Origin of the sequence: Marinobacter segnicrescens (genome assembly GCF_900111555.1) — a bacterium.
In the GTDB taxonomy this organism is placed as follows: domain Bacteria; phylum Pseudomonadota; class Gammaproteobacteria; order Pseudomonadales; family Oleiphilaceae; genus Marinobacter; species Marinobacter segnicrescens.
Map to the genome: position 1 here is coordinate 103,152 of NZ_FOHZ01000007.1, position 17,158 is coordinate 120,309.

Annotated in this window: 14 protein-coding genes; 8 read left to right on the forward strand and 6 right to left on the reverse strand. The window is 57.7% G+C overall.

The genetic code is table 11. The features are described 5' to 3' along the window. Positions 1-8: 8 nt before the first annotated feature. The 3 genes from BM036_RS09235 to BM036_RS09245 are packed head-to-tail and all read right to left on the reverse strand — an operon-like array spanning position 9 to position 3,580. On the reverse strand, positions 9-911 hold the full coding sequence (locus BM036_RS09235) for an ABC transporter permease (protein ID WP_091850763.1): 903 nt from the start codon (positions 909-911) through the stop codon (positions 9-11). Between the two features lies 1 nt (position 912). After that, on the reverse strand, positions 913-1,941 hold the full coding sequence (locus tag BM036_RS09240) for an ABC transporter permease (RefSeq protein ID WP_091850765.1): 1,029 nt from the start codon (positions 1,939-1,941) through the stop codon (positions 913-915). Between the two features lie 25 nt (positions 1,942-1,966). Continuing rightward, the gene (locus tag BM036_RS09245) at positions 1,967-3,580 is read right to left on the reverse strand and encodes an ABC transporter substrate-binding protein (protein ID WP_091850767.1); all 1,614 of its coding nucleotides are present in this window, start codon (positions 3,578-3,580) and stop codon (positions 1,967-1,969) included. A gap of 356 nt (positions 3,581-3,936) precedes the next feature. Between BM036_RS09245 and BM036_RS09250 the strand changes: the two genes are divergently transcribed. The 8 genes from BM036_RS09250 (at position 3,937) to BM036_RS09285 (ending at position 12,203) form a co-directional block, all read left to right on the forward strand. Continuing rightward, positions 3,937-4,671, forward strand: coding sequence for a VC0807 family protein (locus tag BM036_RS09250; RefSeq protein WP_091850769.1), 735 nt, complete (start codon positions 3,937-3,939; stop codon positions 4,669-4,671). Positions 4,672-4,974: 303 nt separating this feature from the next. Next, positions 4,975-6,588 carry a long-chain-fatty-acid--CoA ligase gene (locus tag BM036_RS09255; RefSeq protein WP_091850771.1) on the forward strand — a complete coding sequence of 538 codons (1,614 nt, stop codon included), beginning with the start codon at positions 4,975-4,977 and terminating at the stop codon, positions 6,586-6,588. A gap of 168 nt (positions 6,589-6,756) precedes the next feature. Continuing rightward, complete coding sequence (locus BM036_RS09260) at positions 6,757-7,986, forward strand: ABC transporter substrate-binding protein (RefSeq protein ID WP_091850773.1); 1,230 nt, start codon at positions 6,757-6,759, stop codon at positions 7,984-7,986. Between the two features lie 78 nt (positions 7,987-8,064). Beyond that, the gene (locus BM036_RS09265) at positions 8,065-8,934 is read left to right on the forward strand and encodes a branched-chain amino acid ABC transporter permease (protein ID WP_091850775.1); all 870 of its coding nucleotides are present in this window, start codon (positions 8,065-8,067) and stop codon (positions 8,932-8,934) included. Then, the gene (locus BM036_RS09270; protein WP_091850777.1) at positions 8,931-9,878 is read left to right on the forward strand and encodes a branched-chain amino acid ABC transporter permease; all 948 of its coding nucleotides are present in this window, start codon (positions 8,931-8,933) and stop codon (positions 9,876-9,878) included. The genes BM036_RS09265 and BM036_RS09270 overlap by 4 nt, the downstream gene beginning before the upstream one ends. After that, entirely contained in the window at positions 9,871-10,644 is a 774-nt protein-coding gene (locus BM036_RS09275) for an ABC transporter ATP-binding protein (RefSeq protein WP_091850779.1), read from the forward strand. Before BM036_RS09270 ends, BM036_RS09275 begins: the two co-directional genes overlap by 8 nt. After that, entirely contained in the window at positions 10,641-11,345 is a 705-nt protein-coding gene (locus BM036_RS09280) for an ABC transporter ATP-binding protein (RefSeq protein ID WP_091850781.1), read from the forward strand. Before BM036_RS09275 ends, BM036_RS09280 begins: the two co-directional genes overlap by 4 nt. Before the next feature lie 120 nt (positions 11,346-11,465). Further along, entirely contained in the window at positions 11,466-12,203 is a 738-nt protein-coding gene (locus tag BM036_RS09285; RefSeq protein ID WP_091850783.1) for a TetR/AcrR family transcriptional regulator, read from the forward strand. A gap of 80 nt (positions 12,204-12,283) precedes the next feature. Here the strand turns inward: BM036_RS09285 and gyrB are convergent, their stop codons facing one another. The 3 genes from gyrB to BM036_RS09300 are packed head-to-tail and all read right to left on the reverse strand — an operon-like array spanning position 12,284 to position 17,138. Next, positions 12,284-14,698: a DNA topoisomerase (ATP-hydrolyzing) subunit B gene (gene gyrB, locus BM036_RS09290; RefSeq protein ID WP_091850785.1), complete on the reverse strand. Its 2,415-nt coding sequence runs from the start codon at positions 14,696-14,698 to the stop codon at positions 12,284-12,286. Beyond that, positions 14,695-15,855, reverse strand: a complete 1,161-nt coding sequence (recF, locus tag BM036_RS09295) for a DNA replication/repair protein RecF (RefSeq protein ID WP_091850787.1) — start codon at positions 15,853-15,855, stop codon at positions 14,695-14,697. Before recF ends, gyrB begins: the two co-directional genes overlap by 4 nt. Beyond that, entirely contained in the window at positions 15,855-17,138 is a 1,284-nt protein-coding gene (locus BM036_RS09300; RefSeq protein ID WP_091850789.1) for an ABC1 kinase family protein, read from the reverse strand. The genes recF and BM036_RS09300 overlap by 1 nt, the downstream gene beginning before the upstream one ends. Positions 17,139-17,158 lie beyond the last annotated feature (20 nt).

A 17,158-nucleotide genomic window follows, 5' to 3' on the forward strand; every position in this document is an offset into this window, starting at 1 on the left:
TGATTTCCTCAGGTGCGACGCTGGGGATCCACCAGATCCCGCAGACCGTCACCAATCAGGTTGAAGGTGAACACAGCCAGCATCAGGGCCAGGCCGGGGAAGATAACCAGCCACCATTCGCCGGAGATAATGAAGTTGGCGCCTTCGGCCACCATGATCCCCCACTCCGGAGACGGTGGCTGCACCCCCAGCCCGATAAACGACAGCCCGGCGGCATTGAGGATGGCCCATCCCATATTGAGTGAGATCTGCACCATCATCGGCGGCATGATGTTGGGGAAAATGTGGCCGAACAGCACCCGCAGCTCCGAGTTTCCGGACAGGCGGGCAGCCTGGACATAACCCACATTGCGACGAATGCTGACCTCCGCCCGGGCCATCCGGGCGTAGAAAGGCAGGTTAATGATGGCGGTGGCGTAGACGATGTTTTCCACCGTGTTGCCAGCCGCGGCAACAATGCCCATGGCCAGCACGAACAGCGGGAAGGCCATGATGGTGTCCACCAGGCGTCCGGTGATGCGGTCGGTCCAGCCTCCGAAGTAGCCGGCGAGTGACCCGATCACCGATCCCACCACGAAGGAAATGGCCACGGCAGACACAGAAATCAGCAGGTCCAGCCGGGTCGCCACCACCACCCGGGAGAATACATCCCGACCTAGGTGATCCGTACCGAACCAGTGCGCCAGGCTGGGAGGCTGAAGCGCAGCGCCCACACCGGTGGCAAGGGGGTCGTGGGGCACCAGGTAAGGCCCGAACAAGGCCGCCAGGATAATCAGGGCGAACAGGCCGAAAGCCAGGCCGGTGACCGGGTTCTCAGACATCACATACTTCAGGTGGCTCCAGTAACTGCTGCGGGGCCGGGTGGGAGCAGTGGCAGACGCAACGGTGGATCCGGGGGTCATGCTGGTCATGTCAGCTCTCCTCCCCCACTCGGGGATCAATCAGGGTGTAGATCACATCAATCAACAGGTTGAGCAGTACAAACAGCAACGCCATGGAGAGCACAAAACCCTGCACCGCCGCGTAGTCCGATACCACCAGTGCCTCCACCGCAAAGGAACCGATGCCCGGCCAGGCAAACACTTTCTCCACCAGTACGTTGGCCCCCAGCAGGAAGGAAAACACCATGCCAAGGGTGGTCACCACCGGCAGCAGGGCGTTGCGAAAGGCATAGGTGACCAGCACGCGGCGCCCGTTAAGGCCGGCCGCGCGGGCGGTGCGAACAAACTCGCTGCCCAGGGTCTGCAGCATCGCAGCACGGGTCATCCGGGCAATGGGAGCCAGGGTGAAGAGGGCCAGGGTGATCAGCGGCAGTGCCATCTGGGCAATCGCGGCACGGAAGGTTTCCCAATCACCGGCGATCAGTGTATCGATGGTGTAGAAGCCGGTTACCGTCTCTGGCGGCAGGTACATCATATCGATCCGGCCCATGGGCGCAGGTGCCCAGCCCAGCAGGTAATAGAAGATGTACATCAGGGCCAGGCCGGTAAAGAAGGTGGGCAGGGACACCCCGGCGGTGACCAGGAAGCGACACAGGTGGTCAACCCAGGTATTGGGCCGGGTAGCTGCCATCACCCCAAGGGGAACGGCGATCAGGAAGGACAGCAGCAGTGCTCCGAGGGTCAGCTCCAGCGACGCAGGGAGCCGGGTCGCCAGCTCCGCCACCACCGGCTGACCGGTGGAAATCGCCATGCCCAGGTTGCCGGTCAGCAGATCGGTCACATAGTTAACGAACTGCACCGGTAACGGCTGGTCCAGGCCCAGGTTGCGTCGCACCTGTTCAATGGACTCCGCATCTGCCATGGGTCCGGCAAAATACGCGGCCGGATCACCAGGCAGCGCCCGGGTCAGCAAAAAGCAAACCACCAGAATACCGATGACCGTTGGAATCGCTTCCAGCAGGCGCAAGCCAACCTTGCGGGCTTTGAGGGCCAGGGACATGGCGCTTTCTCCTTTTGTGACCAGGTCAGGCAGGTTTCAGGGAGCGAATATCCATCTGGCGATGGAACCAGAACTGGTAGCCGTTTGCGCCATTGGTCAGTGCCACGTTAAGCGTTGGCTGCCATAAGGGGATGCGGGGCACATCCTCCTGGGCCAGCTCGATCATCCGCTTGACGTTGGGTGCGTACTGCGGGTGGTCCATGGCCATGTCCAGGGTATCGTCCACCAGCTTCGCCATTTCGGCATTGTTGTAGTTGGATGAGTTAAAAAGGTTGCCCTTGATATAGGCCCAGTAGAAGTAATAGTCCGGGGTGTTGAGCCAGCCGCCGAAGTTCTCAAGATGCAGGGGAAGACGCTTCTCCACCAGGGCGATGGTTCGCCAGTTGGCACCGGGGATCTTTTCGATGGTGACCTCTATGCCGATCTGGGCCAGGCTCTGCTGTATCAACAGCGCAGCGGGTTCGGCCCAGTCTGCATGGGAAAGGTTGAACGACAGGGGTACGGTGAAACCGTCCTTGTACCCGGTTTCAGCCAGCAAGGCCCTGGCCTTGTCGAGATTGGTGGAGTAGGGCGAGCGACGGGGCCAGGCAATGTCGTCAACGGTTTTCGATCCGCCCCAGGTGGGGACACCCAGGCCGTAGGCCGCCTGTTCAAAGATCCGCTCATAGGGCACCGCCCAGGCAATGGCCTGGCGCACGCGCTTGTCCTTGAAGGGCTCGAAATCCAGGTTGGGGCACAGGCAATAAATGCAGTTCTCGATGGGCGAACTGACCACCTGGATGTCCGGACGACTGGCCAGTTCCTTCGCGTCCTTGTTGGGAATGTTGTGGGCCGCCGTAATACTGCCTCTTTCCAGGAGTGCTCGCCGGGTGGCCTGGGACGGTACCTCCCGCAGGATTACCCGCTGATAACCGGGCAGGGCGCCACCTTTCCAGTCCTCATTCCGCTCGTATACCAGTTGTTGGCCGGCATCCCAGCGGGCGACCTTGTACGCCCCCGAGCCGGCCGGGTTGCGGTGCAGGTACTCCGTGGCCCAGGGGTCTGCCTCGGTGGCATGGGCCCGGGCCACTTCCGAGTTGATCACCACCGGTATCGGCGTGGCCAGGTCCGGCAGCGCCAGCTTGGACGAGAACGGCAGGGTAATGCGGAAAGTATGTTCATCCACGACCTCGAACTGCTCCGGTGACTCCAGCCGCCCGGCTTTCATCTGAACGGTAGGAAACCCACCAAGGGACACGGAGCGGTCAAAGGACCATTTCACATCGTGGGCGGTAACCGGCTTGCCATCCCAGAAGGTGGCGCCCTTGCGCAGGAAGAAGGTCATGACGGTGCCATCCCCGCTGATCTCCCAGGACTCCGCCAGCTCTGGCTGCACGTTGTCGTAGTCGTAGCTCAGGGAGCCATCATCGAGGGTCTTGGTGCCAAAGGTCACCAGGCGGTCATAACAGTTGATGGCCACCTGGTAGCTGTCCCGGTTGGTACCACTGCGGTGAATATCCAGGCTGTTGATGGTGCCGCCAAATACCACTACGGCGGTTTCGCTGGTCGCAGCGCTGGCAGGCAATACCTTGAGGTATGGCAGCAGGCTGGCGCCCAGCCCCAGGCTTGCGGCTCCCTTCAGAAAGTGACGACGATCCATTTTGCATACTCCTCGGCAGGTTTGTTGCCAAATGTGTATGCAACCGAAAGGCCAATCCCCGGCCAAAGCGAACAGGAATTTTAATAAATTTTTATTTTACAAGAACTTATATTACGTCTGAAACAACGCCAACGGTGTTCATTAAAGGTAACAATGCAGGCCTGGACCTGTCTCCGGGTGGTACATGCACTGTTTGAGAGCGCTCTGCCCGATAGTGAAACCCGCTACACATCCACCGGATCGATGCAATGGAAACCAACATGGTATGATCCGGTCTGAACCAATGCCTGGCCCTGTCCACAGTCGGGTAAGGCGGACAAGACATCTCATTCCAGAACCAGGCCCGGGCCACCCATATGACAACAGCTCGCAAGGATATCCCCGACCACAAGCCCCGCCCCTGGGTGGACCTGCTGGTCAGTATCATCATTCCCTCGGTCATCCTGATGAAACTGAGTGGTGATGAATACCTGGGCAATACCTGGGCGCTGCTGATCGGTCTGGCGTTTCCACTGGGGTGGGGTCTGTTTGAACTTGTCCGGTATCGCAAGAAAAACTTCATTGCGGTGCTGGGGGTGATCAGCGTGGGGCTGACCGGGGGCATTGGTCTTATGGAGATTGATGCCCAGTGGCTGGCAGTCAAGGAAGCGGCCGTGCCCCTGGTGATCGGCCTGGCTGTACTGATATCCACCCGCACCAAATACCCGCTGGTGCGCACACTGCTTTACAACCCCAATGTACTCGATGTGGACAAGATCCAGCAGTCCCTGCAGGAAAGGGGCTGCGAAGCGGAGTTCGAGAACCGGCTGATGAAGGCCAGTTACTTCTTCGCCGGTACCTTCCTGTTCTCCGCAATCATGAATTACATTCTGGCCCGCTGGATCGTCACCAGCCCCTCTGGTACCCAGGCGTTCAATGAAGAGCTTGGCCGCATGACCCTGGTGAGCTATCCGATGATCGCCATTCCCTCCATGGTGATGATGATTGCCATCTTCTTCTACCTGTGGCGTACCATTCGCCGGCTCACCGGGCACACCCTGGAAGAGGTCATCTCTCCGGCCGCCAGCGGGCAGGGCAACAAGGGCAGTTGAGCTGCCCTCACTCGGGTGTGCCGCCATCTGGTAGTGAGACCCACCCATTTATACGAAAGTATGATTGTTAGCACTTACTATCGCTGAAAATCCGGTATAGCCTCGATTCCTGAAAAGCACTACCTCTGACAACCTCCCCCGATAGAAAAAATCAATCAGGTTTCTCATTGCGTATTTCGAACGCTCGCTCTAATTTCAGGGGGATGAAAGAACAAAAATTAAGCAATGAGTATCGCCGCTGGAAAAGAAACATCCGCTAAGAGGTATGTAGCGTAACAGTACAGACATAAAACGGTTGGACCCATGAACAAATACAATGAACTGGGCAAAACCGTGGCCAACTACGCCACCCTGAGTCCGGTGAGTTTTCTCAGGCGTTCGGCCACTGTCTATCCCCACAAGACTGCGGTCATCGACGATGACATGACCCTCAGCTACCAGCAACTGCTGGAGCGGAGCACCCGCCTGGCCAGCGCCCTGGCGGACGCCGGAATCGGCCACGACGATACCGTAGCGATGCTCTGCCCGAACAGCCACGAGATGCTGGAAGCCCACTACGGCGTACCCATGGCAGGGGCCGTACTCAATACCCTCAACATTCGGCTTGATGCCGCCACCCTGGGTTTTATCCTCAACCACGGCGAAGCCCGGGTGCTGATGTACGACACCGAGTTTGAACCGGTGGTACGGGAGACCCTGGCCTCTGTGGATCACCCGCCATTACTGATCGCCATTGAACGGGACGCCGGCCCTACCGACGGCCTTGCCGGCCAGGACTATGAAGCCCTGCTCGTCTCTGGCAACCCCGATGCCGCCTGGTCCGGCCCCCGTGATGAGTGGGACGCCATCAGCCTTAACTACACCTCCGGTACCACCGGTAACCCAAAAGGGGTGGTCTACCACCACCGGGGTGCCTACCTGGCTGCCATGAGCGATGCCATGGCCTTCAACATGAACGACCAGACCGTCTATCTGTGGACCCTCCCAATGTTCCACTGCAACGGCTGGGGTTATACCTGGGCCATCACCGCCGTTGGCGGTACCCATGTGTGCCTGCGCAAGGTGGATGCGGACGATATCTACCAGCGTATTGAACGCTACGGCGTTACCCATATGTGCGGTGCCCCCATCGTCCTCAACATGGTACTGACGGAACTTGGCCGTCAGGGCAGGCGGCTGTCATTCCCGGCCCAGTTCGCCCTTGGCGGTGCCGCACCCCCGAGTGCCGTGATCCGCAAGGCAGAGGAAATCGGCTTCGTGATTACCCACCTCTATGGCCTGACGGAATCCTACGGTCCGGCAAGTCTCTGCGTGCCGCAACCGGAATGGGCAGACCTGCCCCTGGAACAGAAAGCGGTGAAGATGTCCCGTCAGGGTGTGCAGACACTCTCTGTGGATGAAATCACCGTGCTGGACCGGGACACCGGGGAACCTGTACCCCACGATGGACAAACCCTGGGGGAGATCTGTATCCGGGGCAATACGGTGATGAAGGGCTACCTGAAGAATCCCGACGCCACCGAAAAGGCATTCAACCGCGGTTGGTTCAATTCCGGCGACCTGGCGGTGGTGCACCCGGACAACTATATAGAGATCCGGGACCGGGCCAAGGACATCATTATTTCCGGGGGAGAGAACATTTCCAGCCTGGAGGTGGAGGAAGCCCTCTACCTGCACCCGGACGTGTCGGAAGCAGCGGTGGTGGCCATGGCCGACGAGAAGTGGGGAGAGGTGCCCTGTGCCTTCGTCGCGCCGGTCAACGATGATGGCAGCCTCACCGAGGACGCCATCATCGCCCACTGCCGGGAGAAGCTGGCCCGGTTCAAGGTGCCCAAACGGGTAGTCATCGGTGAGCTGCCCAAGACCGCTACCGGCAAGATTCGCAAGAACCTGCTGCGGGAGCAGCTGGGAGACTGAGGCGGGGCCGTTGCCCCAAATTCATTCACAACTCGAACGACAACTGATTACAGGGAGGTCCTGGACAACCCGGGAACCTGGGCGACAGACATCGCGCAGACTCCCGGGGAAGGTATCCGGAAAGTCGCTTCCAGTGACAACAAAGACAACAACGAGGAGCAATCCCCTATGAAGACGTTCAATCCGAAAAATCTCATGGTATCCGCCATGACCGCCGCCACCCTCAGCCTTGGGGCAGGGGGCGTTATGGCTGACGATCATCCCATCCACTTCGGTGGTATCTACATCCTCTCCGGCAGCGCGGCCACCTATGGTGAGTTTGCGCAGGAGGGCATCAACCTCGCCATCGACGAAATTAACCAGAGCGGTGGCATCCTCGGAAGGCAAGTCGAAGTCACCTTCGAAGACAGTCAGGGCAAGGCGGCTACGGCTATCCAGGCTGCCCGCAAACTCGCCTACCAGGACAATGTCGATGCATTGCTGGGCCTGGACAGCTCCGGTGTCGCCCAGGGCATGGTGCCAACGGTGCCAGAGTTGCAGAAACCATTCATTATCACCCACGCCGCAACACCCGATGTCACCGGCAACCTCTGCAACGAGTTTACCTACCGTATCAGCGTCAACGTACCGCAAAACCAGAAGGCCGCGGCCCGCATTGCCGCAAAGACCGATGCCAAACGGTGGACCACCATTGGCCCGGATTACGCCTTTGGTCACCAGACCTGGGAATACTTCGGCAACTACCTGAAAGAGCTGAAGCCGGATGTCGAGCTGATGGAACAGACCGCCTTCCCGCGGTTCGGTGCCGAAGACTTTACTCCGTTCATCAATGGCATTATGGATGCGGATCCCGACGGGGTCATTATCTCGGTCTGGGGCGGCGACCTGGTTAACTTTGTGCGCCAGGCTACCAACCTGGGGTTCTTCGATCAGGGCTATGAGCTGATGTTCACGGTAGGCGCCGCCACCGAGGTGCTGGACGCCCTGGGCGACCGCATGCCGGAAGGCGTCTGGCTTTCTACCCGCTACTGGTATGACGCCTACGATAATGAGCTCAACCAGAAGTTCGTCAAGGCCTACATGGATCGCTACGACCATGCCCCTAGCTATAACGCACAGGGTGCCTACTCGGCCATCTACGCCTACAAGCAGGCGATGGAAGCCGCCGGAACCACCGACGGCCCGGCGGTTGCCAAGGCGCTGTCCGGCATGACCATGGAGGCAACGAATGGCACGGTGACCTTCCGCAAGGCCGACAACCAGGCCATGGTTTCTCCCACCTGGGGTAAAACCGGTCCGATGCATCCGGAACACGGTATCCGGACCCTGACCGATATCCAGGTCTTTGACGGCGAGGACATCTCAAGGGCACCTGAGGAGACCGGCTGCTCCCTGTAATGACAGCGACGCGCAACCGGTGGAGGGCCGGCTAGTTGCCGGCCCTCCAGTCTTCCATTTCTCCTTATAGAGGTGCCTATGTCTGGCCTGGGTCCCGCACTACTCAACAGCCTCGAGATGGGCCTGCTGCTGTTTGTGATCGCAGTGGGGCTGAACATCGTGTTCGGGGTGCTTAACATCATCAATTTCGCCCATGGTGCCCTGTATATGCTCGGTGCCTACCTGGCTTACACCCTGATGTCCCTGGCAGGATTATCCTTCTGGGTGGCGCTGATTATCGCGCCATTGGGTGTTGCGGTGATTGCCGTCGTTATTGACCGGCTTATGCTGAGATTTATTTACCACAGGGACGTAGCCGACAGCCTTCTGCTGACATTTGCCATTTTGCTGATCATTGCGGAAAGCATCCGCAGCATCTTTGGCTCCAATATCCAGGCGGTCTATCCGCCGGACGCCCTTCAGGGCACCGTGAGCCTTCTGGGTGGCTCCTACCCGGTGTACAGTCTGTTTGTGATTTTTTCGGGCCTGGTGATCCTGGCCGGGCTCTGGTACCTGTTCAACCGCACACGCGTTGGCAAGATCATGCGTGCCGCAGCCCTCGACCGCGACATGGCGGAAGCCCTGTGCATCAACACACGCATGGTGGTTACCGGGGTCTTCGCCTTCGGCGCCTGGCTGGCCGGTGTTGGCGGTGTGATTGCAGCCCCGATGCGTACCATTGACCCCGGCATGGGCGACAAGATCATCATCGAGTCCTTCATTGTGGTGGTCATTGGCGGCCTGGGCAGCTTCCCCGGCGCCTTGCTTGGCGCTCTGATCCTGGGCGCCATCTACGGCTTTGGTGGCCGTTATTTCCCTGAGTTCAACCTGCTGCTGCCGTTCCTGGGTATGGCCCTGGTGCTGCTGTTCAAACCCACCGGACTGATGGGCAAAGGAGCCAACGCATGAAGCAGAATATCCTCCTCGGGGTCCTGCTGGTGGCCATCGCACTGCTGATTGCGCTCCCCTGGTACGCTCCGTTCTTCTATATCTTTATCTTTACCGAGATTCTGATCCTCGGACTGTTTGCGGTGAGCTTCAACCTCATCTTCGGTTATACGGGGATGCTGAGTTTTGGCCACGCCGCCTACTTCGGCATGGGGGCCTATACCACCGCCATGCTGTTACTGCACCAGGACTGGCCTTTCGTCTATACACTCTTTGCTGCCATGGCCCTGTCCGGTCTCCTGGCCCTGGTTATCGGTTTTCTCTGTGTGCGGCTCAGCGAGGTTTACTTCGCTATGCTGACCCTGGCCTTTGGCATGATGGTGTTCACCATCGCACACTCCTGGCGGGATGTGACCAATGGCAGTGACGGCATTGCCGGCTTCCGCATCAAGGAGTTCGGCCTCGGACTGGATCTGACCATCGGTAACCCGGCGGTTTATTACCACGTCACATTGGTCGTGGTTGGTATTGCAGCGCTCATCCTGTACATCATCAGCCGTAGCTCCTTTGGCATGATCCTCAAGGCCATCCGGCAAAATCCCGAGCGGGTCTCCTTCTGTGGCCTGAACATCCGTAGCTATCGCCTAGCATCGTTCACCATCGGCGGCATCTTCGCCGGCCTGGCCGGTGCACTGATTGCACCCTTCCTGCGGGTCGCGAGTCCGGAGCTGATGCACTGGTCCATGTCCGCGGAGCCGGTGCTCATGTCCATCCTGGGCGGTACCGGATATTTCCTGGGTCCGTTTGTCGGCGCAGCCATGTTCGTGCTGCTGGAAACCTGGATCACCAGCTTCACCGAGTCCTGGATGCTGTTCCTGGGCATTGTGCTGGCGCTGATGGTGATGTTCTTCCGCAAGGGTGTTCTCGGCACCTTCCTGGACTGGTGGATGAATAAAAATGACTGATCCAATCCTCAAAATCAGCAATCTGACCAAGCGTTTCGGTGGCAATACCGCCGTTTCGGACATCAACCTGGAAATACAGCCGCAGGAAACCGTGGCGATTATCGGCCCCAACGGTGCCGGCAAGACGACCTTCTACAACATGGTCTCCGGGCGTATGACACCCACCGAGGGCAAGATCGAGCTTGAGGGGCAGGACATTACCGGCCTGCCTCCCCACAAGATCAGCCGGATGGGGGTTTCCCGGTCTTTCCAGATCAACAACATCTTTCCGGAAATGACCGTCCAGGAAAACGTGGAAGTTGCGGTCACCGCCTTTCACGGCCACAGCCGCAAGCTGTTCAACTTCGCCAGTCGTAACAAGGCCGTTCAGGAAGAGGCGAGGGAACTGCTGGCCAAGTTGCAAATCCTTGAACTGGCTGATCGCCGCGCCGAGGTCATCAGCTATGGTGACAAACGCCTGCTGGAGATCGCCGTGGTACTTGCCACCCGTCCACACCTGGTGTTGCTGGACGAGCCGACAGCGGGTATGACCCCGGATGAAACAAAGCGTACCACCTCACTGATCCGGCAACTGGCGGATACCGGCGAGTACACCTTTCTGATTACCGAGCATGATATGGACGTGGTGTTTGGTCTGGCAGACCGCATCCTGGTGATGCACCGGGGTGAGAACCTGTTCGTCGGAACGCCGGACGAGGTGAAAGCCCATCCGGAGGTACGTCGTGCCTATCTGGGCGAAGAAGAGGAAGAGGAGGCCAGCGCATGATTCTGGAAGTGAACGATATCCACACCTATTACGGAGAAAGCCTGGCACTGCAGGGACTCAGCTTTTCAGTCAATGAGGGCGAGACCGTCTGCCTCCTTGGCCGCAACGGCGCCGGCAAGAGCACCACGCTCAAGAGCATCATCGGCTTAACGCCCCCCCGCAAGGGGACCATCGTCTTTGATGGCCAGACTATTTCGGGTAAACCCGCCCACAAGATCGCCCGGATGGGTATTGGCTATGTTCCGGAGGACCGGCGTATTTTCCCCGGCCTTACCGTGAGGGAGAACCTTGAGGTTGCTGAGTATCGCCGCTCCGGGGAGACGCCAGCGTGGACCGTGGAGCGTGTCCTGGACGAGTACCCCATGCTGGCTGAACTGGTCAACCAGGATGGTGATACCCTCTCCGGTGGTCAACAACAGATGCTGACAGTAGCCCGGTCGTTGATGATCCAGCCCAGGGTATTACTGCTGGACGAGCCCAACGAAGGGTTGGCACCGGTTATTGTCCAGCAGATCGGCAGGCTCATCGATGAACTCAGCAAGACCACGACGATCGTGTTTACAGATCAGAGTGTCCATTTTGCATTGAAGCACGCCCAACGCGCGTTCATCCTGGAACGGGGTAAGGTCGTGCATGAGGCCACCAGCGATGATCTGCGCAATGATCACGAGACCCAGGAGCGTTATCTGTCAGTGGCATAAGGGTCGTGTCCCTGGCTTCGTTTGGCGGGCAGGGATCCAGGCCACATCCTGCGAAGGTCGACTCGGCATAAGCCCTGTGGCTGTCGTATACTGCTCACTTCGCAAGCGGGCGAGCACACCATGATTCAGGATTTTGAGACATTCAAGGCAGAACTGAGTCTCTCCAAAGAAGAGATTTGCAGGGAGCTGTACCAGGAAAATACGGACAAGATCCGTATCAAGAAAGAAACCACCGCCACAAGGAACCTGGCGCGGATTATTGATTCCACCTTGCGGCTGGCCAATTCCAAGGGCTTTCATGCTATGACCCTGCGCGACCTGTGTTCTGACTCAGGACTCAGCATGGGAGGGCTTTATGCCTATATCCGCAACAAGGATGACCTGATTCACCTCATCCAGAGTCATGGCTTCAAACTGACCCGACGTACGGTGCTACAGTACATAGCGGACATCCGGGATCCAGTGGAAAAACTCTCCCAGGCGATCCGCGCCCACGTCTTTCTCAGTGAACTGATCCGGCCCTGGTTCTACTTTTCCTATATGGAAGCTAAGAGCCTGCCGCCAGTGGAAAAACAGAATGCGGTTGCCACTGAAAGGGAGATCGAAACCATCTTCTGCAACATTATTTCGGAAGGAATCGAACAGGGCGTTTTCCGGCAGATCAACGCCCGCCTGCTGTCTTCCCTCATCAAGGCAATGATGCAGGATTGGTACCTGAAGCGTCGCAAGTACCGGGAGCAGGGTGTGTCTGTGGAAGACTTTGCCAATCAGATTCGTGACCTTCTACAAGCCTATTTGTTACCCGTTGCCAGCGGCAAGCTGGCCGTCTCCCATAAGGCCACCAGTTCCGCAACTTGATAGTTCTGGGGGTGGCGAGCCGCCCAATAAAAAGCCCCGGAAGGACAGGCCTTTCCGGGGCTTTTTTATGACGGTGTCATTTACACATCAAGGTTGGTAACCGCCAGGGCGTTGGTTTGTATGAAGTTACGCCGTGGCTCTACATCATCGCCCATCAAAGTCGAGAAGATCTGATCCGCAGCGATGGCATCTTCGATCGTCACCTTCATCATCCGACGGGTTTCCGGATCCATGGTGGTTTCCCACAGCTGCTCAGGGTTCATTTCACCAAGCCCCTTGTAGCGCTGAATATTCAGGCCACGCTGGGCTTCCTTCATCAGCCACTCAAGGGCGCCTTCGAAGCTCAATACCGCCTGTTTACGCTCACCCCGCTGAACATAGGCACCATCTTCGATCAGGCCGTCGAGGGTTTCCCCCAAACGTGCGATTGCCTTGTAGGAAGATGACTCAAAGAAGTCGTGGCTGAACACGTGGGTGTAAGGGATGCCATGTACGTAGATGGTCACCTTGGGCAGGAACAGGTTCCTTTCCGAATCCCTCTCTACCGAGAAGGTGTACTTGGTACCAGTACGGGTATCCAGGTCGAGGCCTTCACCGAGACGTCCAACCCAACGGGTAACCGCTTCTTCGGAGGACAGATCTTCCGGTGACAACGTCGTGTTATAGACCATCTGACGCAATACCATCTCCGGGTATGCCCGTGCCAGGCGGTCAATCATGGCCATTACCGCCTGATAGTCCTTGACCATGGTTTCCAGCGCGGAATCCTTGATCGCCGGTGCTTCCGGATTCACGAACAGCTGGGCGTTCTCCAGAGCCGTCTGGGTAAGGTATGCCTCTTTTGCCTTCTCATCCTTCAGGTACTGTTCCTGCTTACCCCGCTTGACCTTGTACAGGGGCGGCATAGCAATAAAGACGTGTCCCCGTTCGATAATTTCGCGCATCTGGCGAAACAGGAAAGTGAGCAGCAATGTACGGATGTGGGAGCCATCCACGTCGGCGTCGGTCATGATGATGATGGAGTGGTAGCGCAGCTTGTCGGGATCAAACTCCTCCCGGCCGATACCACAACCCAGCGCGGTAATCAGCGTCCCAACCTCGACAGATGACAACATCTTGTCAAACCGGGCCTTTTCCACGTTCAGGATCTTACCCTTGAGTGGCAGGATAGCCTGGGTGCGACGCTCACGGCCCTGCTTGGCTGAGCCACCCGCAGAGTCACCCTCCACAATGAACAATTCGGAGAGTGCGGGGTCTTTCTCCTGGCAGTCAGCCAGTTTTCCGGGAAGACCGGCAATGTCCAGGGCACCCTTGCGACGGGTCATGTCGCGGGCCTTTCGTGCAGCTTCCCTTGCCCGTGCCGCTTCGATCATCTTGTTCACAATCGCCTTGGCTTCGTTCGGCTGCTCCTGGAGGTAATCCGAAAAGCTCTGGTATAGCTCCTGTTCAACCGCGGTTTTCACCTCGGAAGAAACCAGCTTGTCCTTGGTCTGCGACGAGAACTTCGGATCAGGCACCTTCACACTGACAATCGCGGTAAGTCCTTCCCGGGCATCGTCACCAGAGGTGTTCACCTTGGCTTTCTTGCCCAGGCCTTCATGTTCGATGTAATTATTCAGTGAGCGGGTAAGCGCAGCACGGAACCCGGCGAGGTGAGTACCACCGTCACGCTGGGGAATATTGTTGGTAAACGAGTAGATATTTTCCTGGAAGGAGTCGTTCCACTGCATCGCTACTTCTACTGCGATGCCGTCTTCCCGTTCCCGGTCAAAATGGAATACACGGTTCAGAGGCGTCTTGTTCTGGTTGAGGTGTTCAACGAACGCCCGGAGGCCCCCTTCATATTCGAAAACTTCCTCCTTCCCACTCCGTTCGTCCTGTAGTCGGATGCGTACACCGGAATTCAGGAAGGCGAGTTCACGAAGGCGCTTCGCCAGGATGTCATAGTGGAATTCGATGCTGGTGAAAGTATCGGGGGAAGGGATGAAATGTACTTCAGTACCGCTACGATCCGTATCGCCAACAACGGACAAAGGCCCATTGGGCACCCCATGGGTATAGGTTTGCTCATGGACCTGGTTATCACGACGGATTGTGAGCTTCAGGGAAGAAGACAGGGCATTAACCACCGAGACGCCAACACCGTGCAGCCCACCGGAGACTTTGTAGGAGTTATCGTCGAACTTACCACCGGCATGGAGGACAGTCATGATGACTTCTGCCGCGGAAACCCCTTCCTCTTCATGGAGGTCGACTGGGATCCCGCGCCCGTTGTCCTTCACGGTTACCGACTCGTCTGCATGGATCACCACGCCGATCTCGGAACAGTGGCCTGCCAGCGCTTCGTCGATGGAGTTGTCCACCAGTTCAAACACCATATGGTGCAGGCCGGTGCCATCGTCCGTGTCGCCAATGTACATGCCAGGGCGTTTACGCACGGCATCCAGGCCCTTGAGAACCTTGATACTGGAGGAATTGTAGCTCTGTTCACTCATTCGGACGCTCCTGAAGCGCTGGTTTGTTCTTCCGTTAGCCGTCCATGTTCCACGTGGAACATCTTGTAGTCCGACGGCGGGACCTCCCATAGGAGGGAAGGGTCCGGTCTCTCGATTGCTGTCATGAAAACCTGACTACCCAGGCGATTGAGCCTTTCTGCCAGCAGGCGGCGATGGACCAGATCCAGCTCGGCATTAATATCGTCGAGCAGAAAGGTCACCTGTTTACCCCGGGTTGCCAATACCTCGCCCTGACTAAGCTTCATAAGAATAACCAGGGTTTTTTGTTGTCCGCGGGAAAACAGCTCGGCCACGGCATGACCGTGGTAGCGAAGCCTTATATCAGCGCGGTTAGGGCCATAAAGGGTATGACCAACCTTGCGTTCCTGCTCGCGATGTTCGATCAACGTGGTTGCGAGTCCCTTCTTTCGATCCCAGCCCGGACTGTATTCGACCTTCAGCGCTGCCGCCCACTCTCCATGAACCTGCTCAAGTACCGAGCGAAGGTGGGTCGCAAGCTCTGAGAATACTCTGAGACGAAGCTCATCAACCTGCTGTGCCAGCTCGACAAACTGGCGGTCCCAGACCTGCAGCTGGTGATCGTCTATTCTACCACTTCTGAGGATTTGATTCCGCTGTGATATGGTTCTCTGGCATTGCTGCCAAAGCGGAGCAAAAGAAGGTTCCACGTGGAACACCAACCAGTCCAGAAACTGACGTCGCTTGCCAGGCCCACCTGCAACGATGTCGAAAACCCCGGGATCAATGACGGAAACCGGAAACAGCGAAGCCAACACCGACAAGCTGTAGACATTCTCCCCGTCAACACGCAAACGGGTTTCCCGGGATTGAATATCCCTTGAAAACCCCAGCCTTGCCGATGTCGCCGTGTCGGCTCGACCGGGCTCCACCACCGCTGGCACACTGCGTTCCGAGACTGCCCCGAACACCACAAACCGCTGCTGGCCTTCACGGCAGACCACCTGGTGACGATTCTGACGGAAAGAACGCCCTAGCCCGAGATAGGCAATAGCTTCAAGCAAGCTGGTTTTGCCACTACCGTTCGCTCCGTAGATCAGATTGACCCAAGGGGAAAACTTGAACGGGCCTGGGGCAAGGTTACGGAAATTCTCAGTCTGGAGGGAAAGCAGGGCCATCAGTGCAGCATGGTCAGTCGATCGTCCATAAAGACGTCCATCTCCGGGGCAAGGATGTGTACGTAACGATCGAAATAGAGGAACTGTTTTAGCAACAAGGCGAACTCGCGGGGGAAATGTAGACCATGATCCTCACCAATCCGCACAACTTCCATAAGGATGTTGTTCACTTCATCATCGGCTTCGTTGACTTGCCAGTCAGTCGCGGACTCATCCGGAACCATACGATCCATATTCCGGTATAGCTGCTGCAGATCATGGGCGAGGGCATCGACGTTCACCGACTCCCGGGTAACCCCGATGCGTACCATGGCATCAGCCATACCCTCAAAATTGCCTGCCATTACAGCCGCAATAAAGTCTGAAACCGCCTGCCAGGTCTGAGGCCGGATTCGACCGACGATTCCGAAGTCGATAAAGCCAATACGACCATCGTCAAGCACCATAAGGTTGCCGGCATGTACGTCAGCATGGAAGAACTCGCATTGGGTCAGGCTGGCAAACCAGGTGTTCATCGCCGTAATCAGGGTTCTCTCCGGATCGTTGGTAACCCGGCGGATGGTATCGAGGTCGGTCAGCGGAACACCATGGAAACGCTCCATAGTCAGCACCCGGCGCGTGCTGTAGTCGTGGTAGACACGGGGAACCACGACATCCTCATTATGGGTGTTCTGCAGGAAATTTCGGAAGGTATCCAGGTTGCGGGCTTCCATGATGAAATCGCACTCTTCCATCATGGTCTGCTGGATCTCCTCGACAATACCGGACAGCGATGTCCACGAGAGGCGAGGCGCCAGGGTTTCCACTACCCGAGAAGACAGGTAAAGAAAATTCAGGTCAGTCAGCAGAACTGTCTCGACCCCCGGCTTTTGTACCTTGATAACCACTTCTTCGCCCGTCACCAGCGTCGCCGCATGGACCTGGGCTATGGACGCCGATGCCAGTGGTACCGGGTCAATCTCTCGGTAGACGTCCTCTAGCGGGCGCCCGAGTTCCTCCCGAACGATGCGTCGGATCGAACTGAAGGGGATACTCGGAGTTCGATCCAGACAGCCCTGAAATTCATCCACATATTCCCGGGGAAAGAACGTCGGAGAGCTGGCTATGAACTGGCCGAGCTTGATATAGGTCGCCCCCAGGGATTCGAAGGTCTCTCTCAACAGCCGTGGCGCAGGAGGTCGGTGACCACCTAGCCAGCCCAGCCCGGTGCGCCCGAGGACGGTCATGGTCTGACCAATTCGCAGAGCGCCCTTCAATCCCTGTGAAACTGATACTTTCGCCATCACCGACACCTCCTTTTATA

Coding starts and splice junctions, on each gene's coding strand:
- BM036_RS09235 (WP_091850763.1), bottom strand. CDS start 911: ATGACCAGCATGACCCCCGGATCCACCGTTGCGTCTGCCACTGCTCCC.
- BM036_RS09240 (WP_091850765.1), bottom strand. CDS start 1,941: ATGTCCCTGGCCCTCAAAGCCCGCAAGGTTGGCTTGCGCCTGCTGGAA.
- BM036_RS09245 (WP_091850767.1), bottom strand. CDS start 3,580: ATGGATCGTCGTCACTTTCTGAAGGGAGCCGCAAGCCTGGGGCTGGGC.
- BM036_RS09250 (WP_091850769.1), top strand. CDS start 3,937: ATGACAACAGCTCGCAAGGATATCCCCGACCACAAGCCCCGCCCCTGG.
- BM036_RS09255 (WP_091850771.1), top strand. CDS start 4,975: ATGAACAAATACAATGAACTGGGCAAAACCGTGGCCAACTACGCCACC.
- BM036_RS09260 (WP_091850773.1), top strand. CDS start 6,757: ATGAAGACGTTCAATCCGAAAAATCTCATGGTATCCGCCATGACCGCC.
- BM036_RS09265 (WP_091850775.1), top strand. CDS start 8,065: ATGTCTGGCCTGGGTCCCGCACTACTCAACAGCCTCGAGATGGGCCTG.
- BM036_RS09270 (WP_091850777.1), top strand. CDS start 8,931: ATGAAGCAGAATATCCTCCTCGGGGTCCTGCTGGTGGCCATCGCACTG.
- BM036_RS09275 (WP_091850779.1), top strand. CDS start 9,871: ATGACTGATCCAATCCTCAAAATCAGCAATCTGACCAAGCGTTTCGGT.
- BM036_RS09280 (WP_091850781.1), top strand. CDS start 10,641: ATGATTCTGGAAGTGAACGATATCCACACCTATTACGGAGAAAGCCTG.
- BM036_RS09285 (WP_091850783.1), top strand. CDS start 11,466: ATGATTCAGGATTTTGAGACATTCAAGGCAGAACTGAGTCTCTCCAAA.
- gyrB (WP_091850785.1), bottom strand. CDS start 14,698: ATGAGTGAACAGAGCTACAATTCCTCCAGTATCAAGGTTCTCAAGGGC.
- recF (WP_091850787.1), bottom strand. CDS start 15,855: ATGGCCCTGCTTTCCCTCCAGACTGAGAATTTCCGTAACCTTGCCCCA.
- BM036_RS09300 (WP_091850789.1), bottom strand. CDS start 17,138: ATGGCGAAAGTATCAGTTTCACAGGGATTGAAGGGCGCTCTGCGAATT.